This is a genomic window from Burkholderia sp. MR1-5-21 (assembly GCF_053427715.1).
Window position 1 is genome coordinate 220,009 of record NZ_JBSAXD010000005.1, and the last position, 12,003, is coordinate 232,011.

The 12,003-nt window shown below is 59.9% G+C and carries 11 protein-coding genes; all 11 read left to right on the top strand.

Translation table 11 applies throughout. From position 1 onward, the window contains the following. The first annotated feature begins 121 nt into the window (after positions 1-121). Positions 122-1,588: an efflux transporter outer membrane subunit gene (locus ACV229_RS09490; RefSeq protein ID WP_448082858.1), complete on the top strand. Its 1,467-nt coding sequence runs from the start codon at positions 122-124 to the stop codon at positions 1,586-1,588. Between the two features lie 175 nt (positions 1,589-1,763). Continuing rightward, positions 1,764-2,654, top strand: a complete 891-nt coding sequence (locus ACV229_RS09495) for an AraC family transcriptional regulator (RefSeq protein WP_448082859.1) — start codon at positions 1,764-1,766, stop codon at positions 2,652-2,654. A gap of 467 nt (positions 2,655-3,121) precedes the next feature. Continuing rightward, positions 3,122-3,325 carry a DUF2964 family protein gene (locus ACV229_RS09500; RefSeq protein ID WP_448082860.1) on the top strand — a complete coding sequence of 68 codons (204 nt, stop codon included), beginning with the start codon at positions 3,122-3,124 and terminating at the stop codon, positions 3,323-3,325. Between the two features lie 575 nt (positions 3,326-3,900). Further along, positions 3,901-4,302 carry a transposase gene (locus tag ACV229_RS09505; protein ID WP_448082861.1) on the top strand — a complete coding sequence of 134 codons (402 nt, stop codon included), beginning with the start codon at positions 3,901-3,903 and terminating at the stop codon, positions 4,300-4,302. Positions 4,303-4,463: 161 nt separating this feature from the next. Next, positions 4,464-4,772 (top strand): hypothetical protein, encoded by a 309-nt coding sequence (locus tag ACV229_RS09510; protein ID WP_448082862.1) that lies wholly within the window; start codon positions 4,464-4,466, stop codon positions 4,770-4,772. A gap of 593 nt (positions 4,773-5,365) precedes the next feature. After that, complete coding sequence (locus ACV229_RS09515; RefSeq protein WP_448082863.1) at positions 5,366-6,469, top strand: type II asparaginase; 1,104 nt, start codon at positions 5,366-5,368, stop codon at positions 6,467-6,469. An 88-nt stretch (positions 6,470-6,557) separates the two neighbouring features. Beyond that, the gene (locus ACV229_RS09520) at positions 6,558-6,971 is read left to right on the top strand and encodes a gamma-glutamylcyclotransferase family protein (RefSeq protein WP_448082864.1); all 414 of its coding nucleotides are present in this window, start codon (positions 6,558-6,560) and stop codon (positions 6,969-6,971) included. A gap of 219 nt (positions 6,972-7,190) precedes the next feature. Next, positions 7,191-8,588 carry an MFS transporter gene (locus ACV229_RS09525; protein WP_448082865.1) on the top strand — a complete coding sequence of 466 codons (1,398 nt, stop codon included), beginning with the start codon at positions 7,191-7,193 and terminating at the stop codon, positions 8,586-8,588. Between the two features lie 68 nt (positions 8,589-8,656). Beyond that, the gene (locus tag ACV229_RS09530; protein WP_448082866.1) at positions 8,657-9,640 is read left to right on the top strand and encodes a LysR family transcriptional regulator; all 984 of its coding nucleotides are present in this window, start codon (positions 8,657-8,659) and stop codon (positions 9,638-9,640) included. After that, positions 9,633-11,045 carry an aspartate ammonia-lyase gene (locus tag ACV229_RS09535; RefSeq protein WP_448082867.1) on the top strand — a complete coding sequence of 471 codons (1,413 nt, stop codon included), beginning with the start codon at positions 9,633-9,635 and terminating at the stop codon, positions 11,043-11,045. Before ACV229_RS09530 ends, ACV229_RS09535 begins: the two co-directional genes overlap by 8 nt. A 61-nt stretch (positions 11,046-11,106) precedes the next feature. Continuing rightward, on the top strand, positions 11,107-11,613 hold the full coding sequence (locus ACV229_RS09540) for a prolyl-tRNA synthetase associated domain-containing protein (protein ID WP_448082868.1): 507 nt from the start codon (positions 11,107-11,109) through the stop codon (positions 11,611-11,613). Positions 11,614-12,003 lie beyond the last annotated feature (390 nt).

Consider the following 12,003-nt stretch of genomic DNA (forward strand, 5'->3'; position numbering starts at 1 on the left):
GCGCCCGCGCCATCGACGACAACGCCAGCCAGCAGTCCCCGCGTGCGCCGATGCTCGCGTCGTCGGCGCACGCGCATGCGGCTGGTGGCCGACACATGATTTCCGTGGAGACGCAAACACCATGCGCAACTCAACGCTGTCCCTGCAGATCGCCGCCAGCCTGGCCCTGGCCGGCTGCGCGGTCGGCCCCGATTACCATCGTGCCGACCTGCCGGCGCCCACGCAGTTCGCGCGCAACGAGGCCGCGTCCGTGTCGAGCACCGCCGGCATCGCTGCGCCGGCCCCCGCCGACATGCAGTTCTGGCAGGCGTTCGGCGATTCGCAATTGACCGGACTCGTCGAACAGGCGCTGGCCGCGAACAACGATCTGCGCAGTGCGCTGGCGCACTACGATCGCGCCGCCGCGCTGTTGCGCGAGGCCAGGTTCGACTACGTGCCGACCATCACCGCCAGCGCGCAGGGCGGGCATCAGACGCTGAGCGCGTCGCAAGTCCTGCCCGGTACGCCACGCTCGTTCCGCAGTTACGACATCGAGGCCAACGCGAGCTGGGAGCTCGATCTGTGGGGCCGCGTGCGTCGTGACGTGGAGTCGGCGCGTGCCGACACCGCGGCCAGCCGCGCCGATCTCGCGGCGTTGCAGGTGTCGATCGCGGGCGAGACCGCGAGCACCTACCTGCAACTGCGCGGCCTGCAGGAACGCTTGCGCGTCGCGCGCGAGAACGCCGACAACCAGCGCGAGACATTGAACCTCGTCGAAGCGCGCTACAAGGCCGGCAGCGACACCGACTACGAGCTTGCGCTCGCGCGCTCGCAGTTCGAGACCACCTCCTCGCGCGCGCCGTCGCTCGAGGCACAGGTGGCGGTGGCCGAGCATCGCCTCGCCGTGCTGACCGGCCGCCCGCCCGAGGCGCTGATTGCCGAACTCGATGCACCCAAGCCGCTGCCAGCGGTACCCGCGGGCATCGATCCCGGCACGCCGGGCGACCTGATCCGTCGCCGTCCCGATATCGCCGCGGCGGAAGAACGATTGCACTCGGCGACCGCGCAGGTCGGCGTCGCGACGGCCGACTTGTTCCCGAAGTTTTCCTTGAGCGGGCTGATCGGCACGCTGGCGTTCACCCCCAGCACGCTGTTTCATGGCGGCACCGGCATGAATTCGGCCTTCCTCGGTGTCGATTGGTCCTTTCTCGACATCGGCCGCGTGCGCGCGCGCATCGCCGCGAGCCGCGCCGATGCGGCCGGCCTGCTCGCGCAATACCAGCAGACCGTGCTGCTCGCGCTGGAGGACACCGAGAATGCGCTGATCCGCGACGCGCGTACACGCAGCGAGGACGCGCAGCTCGAGCGCGCCGCGCGCGACAGCGCGGAGGCGGCGCGGCTGGCCCGCGTGCGCTACCAGGCCGGGATGATCGGCCTGTACGAAACCCTCGACGCCGAACGCCAGATGCTCTCCGCCCAGGATGCCGCAGCCGACAGCCGCACGCGCAGCGCCACCGCCGCGGTCGCGCTGTATCAGGCGCTGGCCGGCGGCTGGCCGCAGAAACTGCCGGAAGCGGAAAAACTGTCGTCGACGGAGTTGTCGCGTTGACGGATATCGAGGTCACGTGAACGTGGCCAGCGCGACGACGATGCCACGGACACCGACGCACCGGTTACATCGATCCCGCGAGAGTTGTGCCTGATCCCGCAAACACACACCCGAATGGATCGATCTGCCGCTACCATGGGGTGGAACACCTTCCCGATCGGCACTGATGCCTGCCATGAATATCCAAACCTTCAGGGAAATTGCCCGGCTGGTCGCGCTGCATGCGAAAGCCGAAGGCCAAAGCGCCACACCTGTCGACAGCCTGGCGGTATCGCGGTACACCTCCCGTTCACCATCGATCCATTGCCCGCAATCGCCGATGTTCGGGATGGTGGTACAGGGCAGAATGAGCATCGAACTGGGTGGGACGATCCGGGATTTCGGGCCGGGCGACTATCTGTTCGTGTCGTTCGATGTTCCGGTGGCATTCCGGGTAATAGAGGCTAGCGAGGAACAGCCGTGTCTCGGACTAGGTATGGCGATTTCCGCTGAGCGTCTGCACGAAGTGCTCGCGAGGGTGGACTTGCCGCCGCACGCCACGGCAACCGAAGGCGCATGCAGTGTCATCGTCGCCCGTGCGAGCGTCGACTTGCAGGATGCGACGCTTCGCCTGTTGCGCCTGCTGGATGCGCCTGGCGACATCAGGCCGATGGCGCCCCTGATCGAGCAGGAGATCATCTACCGGCTTTTATCCGGGCCGCATGGCGGACGCCTGCTGCAACTGGCCGTGGCCGGCAGTCCGGCCAATGGCGTCGCCAAGGCGATCGCCTGGCTGCGCAGGCACTACGTGCAACCACTGCGCATCCCCGAACTTGCCGGCCAGATCGGGATGAGCGAGTCCTCATTGCACCACCACTTCAAGGCGATCACCGGCCTCACGCCGATGCAGTACCAAAAGCAACTCCGACTGCACGAGGCACGCCGACTGATACAGATCGAACGTCGGAACATCGGCAGTGCCAGCTATGCGGTGGGCTATCAAAGCCGCTCGCAGTTCAGTCGTGAATACAGCCGGCTATACGGGGTATCGCCGCAGCAGCACATGATCAGCAGTAGTCCGAGATAACGGCCGGGTTGTGCTCTCGCTGATTCCGAAAGCTTCCATGCAGTTCGACAGGCTCCGGCATGACGCTCCGGTGAGGATGGAGCCCCGCCGGTGCATCGTTCGCGGAATCAGGCACAACTCTCGTCGGATCGATGTAACCGATACGTCGGTATCCGTGGCATCGTTCGTATGTGGTCGATTCTCACAGGTATTGCGGCATATCACTGCTGGGCTTGCATCGCATTTGAGCCGAAATGCACCTTGCAGTCAGGCTGCACCCGAGCGCTGACGATGTCACCTCGCAGAACGCCAACCGAACGCTTCCTGCGACGAACGTTACCTCCGCGCCTTCGGCCACCCCCGGGTCGAAGTGCCTTTGCGCCACCACTTCAGGTGGTGGCGCACTTTTACACGTGCGGCGGCGTTCAGAAAACGCTGGTGACCCGCGGCAAATGGCGCGCAATCGACGCACCGTTCGGGAGAACGTCATGGTGCGAGCTGAATGGAGAATCGCGCTGGCAGTGCTTGCGAATTTCGCTGCGCTGGCTGGCGCGGCGGTCTGCATCCACGGGCTGTTGTTCGACCTGACGCGGGTCCTATGGTTGGGCATCGGGATCATCTTCGCAGCGATCGTTGCGCTCGTCGTGATGCTGAACCTGTGGCCGAATGACGTCTCGAAAGACGATTCGTAGGCTGTGAAGTGCGTGACGGCGGATATCGATCAAAGGACGATCGCGGGTGCATCGATTGCTATGGGACGCAAACGCTTGACCAATTGGCTTCGCAGTCCTCGTCACACAGTGCGACAAGCGATATCCCGAGCAAACCGATGACGACAATGATTGCCGTCACGACCGCAAGTGTCTTGAGCATTCGGTTCGCGGCACGGAATTCGCCCTCCTCCACTTTTCTTCGAGCACCTTGCATGCACCTTTTCTTCATCCTGTCCACCGTTCGTCGATTCATCAGGAACGCAGAGGATCGTCGTGTACGAAAACCCTGACGTGGAGAAATTCGCTCCCTCGTGTGCTTCATGGCCAACCGCGAATTTGGGCGTTGTGCCTGTCATCACAATGGTAGCTGCAGATGGATCGGCACACGCATCCGCTTGCAGGATCAGGCACCACTCTCGGCGGATCGATGTAACCGATGCGTCGCCATCCGTGGCATCGTCTTCTCACGGCCTGGTTAAGCTGTAGCGGGCCTCTCGGCTTGTTCGAAGAGAGCGAGCCACCGCAGTGCAGAGTTGGCTTTGTCGAGGTGAGACATGATGCTGATCGACGAATTGGGAGACAAGGAGTGGGAGTTGGTCGAAGCGTTGTTCCGTGCGAAGCCGGCGCGGAGCGAGCGGCGCGGCCGGCCGCGCGCGGAAACGCGTGCAGTTCTCAATGCAGTGCTCTGGGTGCTCTCGACCGGCGAAGGCTGGTCCAGGCTACCGGGCCGCTACCCGTCGCCGCCTACATGCAGGCGCCGCTACGACGAGTGGCAGGCGGATGGCACGCTTGCCGAAATAATCAGACGCCTCAATTCTAGCGGCCGCAAGATTTCGCCGCGCAGCAGCGTTCGCGCCACCGCCGCCAAACCGCCGGCACTGCCTGGCAGCGATCGCCTGCGCGGCGCCTTCTGGGTCAACCCGGCGTCCTGGCATGCGCCGGTCAAGATAGCGTAACGCACGACGAACTGTCCGATGAGGATGGCTTCATCCGGTACGAAGACATCCCGCGAAGGGCAGCCATGACGGAATCGGGATGACGATGAACCGGAGCGGCATTTTCATGCGAAACACGACGGTTTCACCTTCCGGCCAGAAAGCGCAGGAATTTGCCTGATATGTCTGTCGACCTTGAACATTTGAGAAAGCTGGCGGAAGCCATGACGGGTGACGCGGCTGATACCCTTCGGCAAGCGGCCAGCGAGATCGGACTCCTTCGCAGGCACCTGTTTGAGGCGCATGCCAGTAACGCGGACAGCGAACGGCTCGACTGGCTGAGCGCGCAGGCTCACGAAGAGTATTGCGACTCGGTGCGTCGCACCTACTTTGCGTTGCCCCGCATCGTGACGAGGAAAAATGATGCAAGCGCCAGGACATTGAGAGAGGCTATCGATCTTGTTCGCATTCCTCAAGATCACGACGTGTAGGAAGTTCTTCAATGCGTTGCATCTTTGCCGACTGCTATCGGCTCGCCTATCGGACCGTCCCTGGTTCCTTCTGAATCGCACGCCGCGGGCTCATCTGCGGATTTCGGTGAATGTGATCAACCCGATCGGCAACGCGATCACCGAGACTGGTGTTCATGAGCACCGAACCGGCAATTCAACCGAGGATCGTTGCCGACCCCAACCAGTCACTAGGCAGCGTTCACGACTGTTGACCGTTCCATGTTGCAAAACGGACTTTCGAATCCGCCGTGTCATCGGGCCGCTCATCTTGCTGCGCGCGTGGAAGTCGCAAGGCAGCAAACTCATTCTCGATTGAACGGTCCGCACATTCACGGACCTTCGATAAATTGTAAGGTTCAGACTATGTGGACGGTGGTATCAGATTTCGTAATGGTGATGCACAGCTAATTTGGCGTGCGAGCCATCTCACTACACTTCGCCCATCGGACCTCGCACTGTTCGATGGCCGATGCTCCCATGCATGCCACCGAAGATCGAACGAGTCCGATTCAATCGACCGACTCGCGCGATGACGCGGCGGCAGCCCATCACACTTGAATTCGGAGTCCGCCGTGAGAGACGTACGCGCACAACTGAGCAAAATGAGAAGCCTTGGCTGCATGGTCATGGTCCTCGCTCTTATCTCGACTGGGCCTGCGATCGGACAAGCTCAAATCCAAAGCCAGAATCGACAGGCATCTTTGCCTCGCGTTGCCGTATTGGCGACCGGCGGCACGATTGCCGGAACCGGTGGAAGCGAAACGCAGACAACGGGATACAAATCGGGCGTTCTCACCGCGGATGCGCTCTTGAAATCAGTCCCGTCGCTTGGAAAAGTGGCCGAGGTTTCAGGAGAGCAAGTATCCAACGTTGGAAGCGAGAACATCACCAACGAAATCCTGTTGAAACTCGCTAAACGGGTCAACCAACTTCTTGCTCAGCCGGACATTGCAGGCGTCGTGGTCACCCACGGAACCGATACGCTCGAGGAGACGGCCTACTTCCTCAACCTCGTTGTCAAGAGCGACAAACCGGTAGTGGTCACCGGCTCGATGCGCCCATCGACTGCGATCAGCGCGGACGGACCTGGCAATATCCTCCAAGCAGTGACCGTGGCCGCCTCGCCGGATGCACGTGGACGCGGAGTCATGGTCGTGTTGAATGACCGGATCGGCTCAGCTCGCTACACGACGAAGACGAACGCAAACACACTCGATACCTTCAAGAGTGCCGACGATGGTTATATCGGGACGCTGATCGACCAGGTGCCTCATTTTGAAACGACCGTGACGAAACTTCAGACGACGCGAACTCCATTCGATGTTTCGAAACTGAACTCGCTTCCTGAAGTCGACATCGTCTATGGTCATCAGAATGATGGCGGGTACATGTACGACGCCGCAGTGGCTCACGGCGCGCGCGGGATTGTCGTCGCCGGCGTGGGTGCCGGGAGCGAGTCCCTTCTGACGCTTCCGTCAATCAAAAAGGCCGTGGACAAAGGCGTTATCGTCGTCCGCTCCTCGAGAACCGGCAGCGGCTACGTCCCGGAAGATCCAGCCTACCTTGGTCTTCTTGGAGACAATCTCAATCCGCAAAAGGCTCGTATCCTCTTGATGCTCGCGCTTACGGTAACCAACGACCCTGCCCGCTTGCAGAATATGTTCCATCAGTTCTGACGATGGACGGCGAGGCGACGGGTGATCACGCTCATCGCCTCTCTAGCCATCCGGTGACGAACACTCGCAACTCGAGGACCCGAAGCTGATGCTCAATGTGTTTGTGTATGGCACCCTGCGACAAGGTGAAGCTAACGACCTTCATGAGGCGTGCGTCCGCCATGGTATCGCGCCTCCGCGCTTGATTGGAACGGCGTCAATTTCCGGACGCATGCACGACTTCGGACGATTTCCCGGCGTGGTGTTGTGCAGCGACGGGAACGCTGTCATCGGCGAAGTTTATGAAATCCAGGACTCACTGCTCGCGGTTCTCGATGAAATCGAGCAGGCTTATCCCGAGGACGACACTTTATTTGTTGGGCAACCCATTGATGTAGAGGTTGATGGGCAGAAAGTGCGTTGTTTGTTCTATCCCGTATCGGCCGCGTCCACAGCGGGTGTGACTGAAATTCACTCAGGCGACTGGGTAAGTCACCGCCGCTCGCGAACACCGCAACACTGAGGGACACAACACGCAATCTGATTGCCGGGCAGGCTTCTGTCCGGCCGTTTGTCGTTCAGGGGATTGCTCAGCGGGGGCTTATCTTCAGGCCCGCTTCGACATAGTATTAGAAGTAGTGATACTGCCATGTGACATGCTGTTTTCTTGAATTCGTCAACATAGACTGTTTCTCAAGGTGCGAATCCGCCTTTGCACCAGAACGAGAGATAGGAGACGATTGTGAGCAAACAGGTACTACTTGAAGATCTACCGCTTCGCCCATTCCACGTGGGCGTTGCGTTCAGCGGAACTGGCGGCCAGTTCAGCGACGGCTTCGTGCTTGGCATCATTGGCATCGCCGTCAGCATGGCAGCGGGTCCGCTGCATCTCGATGCGCTGTGGATGGGCCTGCTTGGCGCGGCATCGCTGGCCGGTCTTTTCTTTGGCAGCATGCTCGCCGGTCCCGTCGCTGACAAATACGGCCGCCGGACGATCTTCGCATTCGACATGTTGCTCTTTGCAGTCGTTTCAGCCGCGCAGTATTTCGTGACGTCCCCTGCTCAGTTGCTCGTTCTGCGCCTTGTTCTGGGTCTGGTCCTTGGCGCCGACTATGTCGTGAGCAAGTCGCTGGTCACCGAATACTCGCCCCGTCGCTATCGCGGACGCCTGCTCAGCGTGCTTGCCGCAGCATGGGCAGCGGGGTATGTCGGTGCCTACCTCGCTGGCTTCGCAATGCGCGATATTGGCCCCGACGCCTGGCGTATCATGCTTGCGGCGAGTGGCATTCCCGCCCTTCTGATTCTTCCGTTTCGTCTCGTGGTGCCCGAGTCGCCGATGTGGCTGATGAAGCGTGGTCGTGGCGACGAAGCGCTGACGATCATCCATCGCAAGTTCGGCTCCGAAGTCATGCTCTCCACGCCGAGCGCTTCGGCTCAGCAGCGTCGAGGAGCGTGGTCGGAGTTGTTCTCGCCGCGCTGGCGCAGGAACACGCTCGTCGGATGCGTTTTTTACACCTGTCAGGTCATCCCTTACTTTGCGTTAGGGACCTTTGCGCCGAAAGTGCTTGAGGCGCTGCAAGTCAAAGACAAGTTCGTTGGCGGCCTCGTCTACAACATCTTGCTGTTCGCGGGCGCCATCATTGGCCTGCTGCTGATTGACAAGATCTCCCGCCGTACCTTTCTCATCGGGACCTTCTACCTTGCAGCGATCGGTCTGGCCGTGCTCGCCTACGCCAGCTTCGGACCCATCGGCACAATGCTCGCGTTCGGCGTCTTCGCCTGCATTCTCTCGGCTGCAGCCAACCTCGAGTTTGTCTATCCGCCCGAGCTTTTTCCCACTCATCTGCGAGCATCCGGCGTCGGTCTGGCTGTTGCCTCGAGTCGCTTTGGCTCCGCGATCAGCACATTCCTGTTGCCGCTGGCGGTTCAGCATGTCGGCATTCACTCGGCTCTGGGTGTTTGCGTTGCAGTCCTGCTTTTCGGTGGGGTGTTTTGTCACGTGATGGCACCCGAAACGGGCACGGAGAATCTCTCGGACGTTCAATCCAATAGTGCCGCCGAAGAATCGTCGCTCGAAGCGCAGCATCATGAAGCGACTGGCGCGGCAGCAGCAGCCAGTCATGGCAAGACGCAGCTCTGACTTGGCACCTGGATGCCGGGGAAAAGGCGCGTGACGATAGGTTGACGCTCAACGCAAGGAAACAAGTCATGTCGCCGAACAAGCCGATTGATATGCATGCGGTGCAGGTCTTTGTCGCCGTCGCGGAGGAAGGAAGCATGTCCGCGGCAGCAACCAGGATGGGCATATCCCAATCGGGGGTATCGCAGATCATTCGACAACTCGAAGACGAGTTGGGTGTCGTGTTGGTGAACCGTACGACTCGGCCGCTGGCATTGACACCATTCGGCATCGCGCTTCGAAACCGCGGTGCCGTGCTGAGCGAGGAAATCGCAAATTTGAAGGCGCAAGTGGTCGAAGCAGGTCAAGGGATCAAACCAGACTTGCGCATCGGATTGGTCGACTCGTTTGCTTCAACCTGCGGCTCGGTCTTTACAAAGAACCTGTTGAATAAGGTCACTCAGCTATCGATACGTACCGGATTGAGTCCCCAGCAGGGCGAGGCACTTCTGCGTCGGGATCTGGACCTGATCGTAACGAGTGACCCATTGATCGATGCGAATGACGTGGTCCGATATCGATTGTTTTCGGAGCGCTACTTCGTCATAACACCCAAGGATCTGAGAAAACCGGTCAGGACCCTCGAGGATTTGCGAGCTCTGGCGAACAGCTTACCCATCGTCAGGTTCAACCGGACCTCTCAGGTGGGGATGCAGATCGAGCGGTACTTGCGGCGTATCGAGGTACGCGCCCCGAACCGCCTCGAACTCGACAACGCCGATGCTTTGACTTCGATGGTTGCGGAAGGAATCGGATGGGCAATCACATCCCCCATGTGCTTTCTCCAGGCCGTGACACATGCCGAAAGAGTGACCACGCATGTCGTTGAGAATATGGGCCTGGAGCGTTCACTATATCTGGTGGCGCGACGAGATGAATACAACGCATTCTTCGATGACGCGTGCGATACGGCACATGATGTTATCGAAACATCATTCTTGCCGAGGCTAAAAGCGCTCGGCGCGAACATAGAGACACTTATTACTGTTGGCGAAAGGATTAATCATGAATAAGCTTTCTCAGGGCGAGCAACGAATCGAACGCGACTACGTTGGCGAAGTCAGCATTCCGGGCGACAAGCTCTATGGTGTCAACACAGTCCGTGGTGTCGAGAATCTCACGGTGTCCCCGCTCGGCGTTGCTCACTATCCGGCGTTCCGAGACGGGTTCGCCCAAGTGAAGTGGGCGGCTGCTCTGGCCAACCTCGACAACGACGTAATCAGCAAAGAGCAATGTGATGCGATCGTACAGGCATGCCAGGACGTCATTGAAGGACGCTGCGACGCTTCGCTCGTGGTTGACCTCATGGAAGGGTCGGGCGGGACCTCGACGAACATGAACTTCAATGAAGTCATCGCCAACCGCGCGCAGCAGATTATGGGGCACCCTGCTGGAAGCTATGAGGTAGTCCATCCGAACGATCACGTGAACGCCTCTCAGTCGACAAACGACGCGTATCCCGCAGCGTTGAAGATTGCAACATATGCGATGCTTGGACCACTGATCGCGGAAGTTTCTCAACTCGCCGCTCTATTTGATGGCAAGGCCGCTGAGTTTGCGGATGTTCTTCACCTGGGTCGCACTTGCCTGCAGGACGGTCAGCCGATGCGCCTCGGCCAGTTGTTCGGAGGCTACGCATCGCTGACCGAGCGTTTGGCGGAAGAACTTGCCGCGGTTCGCGACAAGCTTCGCACACTTCCGCTGGGCGGTACCGCCATCGGAACCGGCTTCGGTGCTCCGGCTGGTTACCGCGCTGCCGTCTACTCGCACCTTGGCAGCATCACAGGCGTGGAGTATCAGGCGCCGAAGAACTCGTTCGATGCGATGCAGAACTTGGACGTGTTTTCCCGTGTTTCGGCTGAGTTGCGTACGACGGCGGTCTCGCTCGCAAAAATCGCGTCCGACTTGACCGTCCTGTCGTCCGGCCCCGTCGGCGGCTTGGGCGAACTGAAGCTCCCGGAGGCCCAGGCCGGCTCATCGATCATGCCGGGCAAAGTCAATCCCGTTCTACCGATGGCCATGATTCAGTTGAGCTTCGCGGTCGTTGGAAACGACGTCGCTGTCGCGCAGGCCGTGCAATATGGCGAACTGGAAATCAATCACTTCGAACCCGTGGTCGCGTCACGCGTTTTTGACAGCATTGCCCTGCTTACGAACGGCATCCACCGGTTCGCCGAGAAATGCGTAAAAGGAATCCAGGCGGACGTCGAGCGCAACGAGAAGCATCTGGTTGAGTCGATGGCGGTTGCAACCGCGTTGGTTCCGAAGATTGGGTACGCTCGTGTCAGCAAGCTCGCACGTCAGTCCGTTGCAGAAGGCCGCTCTCTCGTGGCCATTCTCGACGAGTCGGGACTGCTCTCGCCGGATGCCACCATGGCGGCGATTCGCAAGGCTTCGTATCCGGTGTTCGACGCCTAGTCACGCGAACAACGCGGCTCGACCCCGGTCGGGCCGCGGGTTGGCCAGATTGAAAAGAGGATTGAACGACGGCATGCTTGGAAAAGACGAACTACTGAAACTCCTCGACGAATGGAAGATTCCATTTTCCTGTGAGGAGCACGACTCGGTGCTCAACATGGCCGAATCTGCGAAGCTGACTCTTTCGCTAGAAGGCGCGCGCTGCAAAAACCTGCTGCTTCAGAACAAGAAAGGGCATTACTTCCTTGTGGTGACGACGGCTGCAAAGGCGCTCGACCTGGCTGCCATGGCGGAAACGCTTGGCAGCAAGCGGCTCTCCTTCGCTTCTTCCGACAAACTTTTCGAGCTACTAGGCATCCGCACGGGCTCCCTGAGCCCACTGGCGCTGATCAACGATACAGCCAAACTTGTTCGTCTCGTTATCGACCTGGATCTGATCTGTGAGTCGACGTTTCTCTTCCACCCGCTTGAAAACGACGCGAGCGTCTCCCTGTCGAAGCCCGCCTTGGACGCTTTCCTGGCTGGCATCGGTCATGGTGGCGAGTGGAAGGAATTGGCTGGCAGGTAGCACGCATGGAACTCGCGCTTGCTTCAAGGTCGATTGACTTCAGTTTGCACGGAATCTCCTCGTATCGCAGTGATAGCGCTGCGACAGGGTGATCGGACGCCGCTGGGATGGGTGTCGCGCGCTGTTGCGTTGACCAGTTGTATCCACGACCCGTTGCCGCCGGTCGGCCCACAGCCGTCAAGATGACAGTTCTCAAGGTGCAAGAGTCACTCACTCAGCTACGTTGGCCGAGTGCGCGGCCAAAGCGACCATTCGACAAGTATTGAACACCTTCAACCGGGAATTACTTACCGTCCGGTTACACCCGCCTGACTCCGACCCTACGCGCCCAGACGCTCTGCATTCCTGAAAGCCACCGTTCAACACCGTTCAAGACTTTGTCAGGCGCCA

What these genes read in the sequence shown, in the direction of transcription:
- ACV229_RS09490 (WP_448082858.1), top strand. Translation starts at nt 122, where the DNA reads ATGCGCAACTCAACGCTGTCCCTGCAGATCGCCGCCAGCCTGGCCCTG.
- ACV229_RS09495 (WP_448082859.1), top strand. Translation starts at nt 1,764, where the DNA reads ATGAATATCCAAACCTTCAGGGAAATTGCCCGGCTGGTCGCGCTGCAT.
- ACV229_RS09500 (WP_448082860.1), top strand. Translation starts at nt 3,122, where the DNA reads ATGGTGCGAGCTGAATGGAGAATCGCGCTGGCAGTGCTTGCGAATTTC.
- ACV229_RS09505 (WP_448082861.1), top strand. Translation starts at nt 3,901, where the DNA reads ATGATGCTGATCGACGAATTGGGAGACAAGGAGTGGGAGTTGGTCGAA.
- ACV229_RS09510 (WP_448082862.1), top strand. Translation starts at nt 4,464, where the DNA reads ATGTCTGTCGACCTTGAACATTTGAGAAAGCTGGCGGAAGCCATGACG.
- ACV229_RS09520 (WP_448082864.1), top strand. Translation starts at nt 6,558, where the DNA reads ATGCTCAATGTGTTTGTGTATGGCACCCTGCGACAAGGTGAAGCTAAC.
- ACV229_RS09530 (WP_448082866.1), top strand. Translation starts at nt 8,657, where the DNA reads ATGTCGCCGAACAAGCCGATTGATATGCATGCGGTGCAGGTCTTTGTC.
- ACV229_RS09535 (WP_448082867.1), top strand. Translation starts at nt 9,633, where the DNA reads ATGAATAAGCTTTCTCAGGGCGAGCAACGAATCGAACGCGACTACGTT.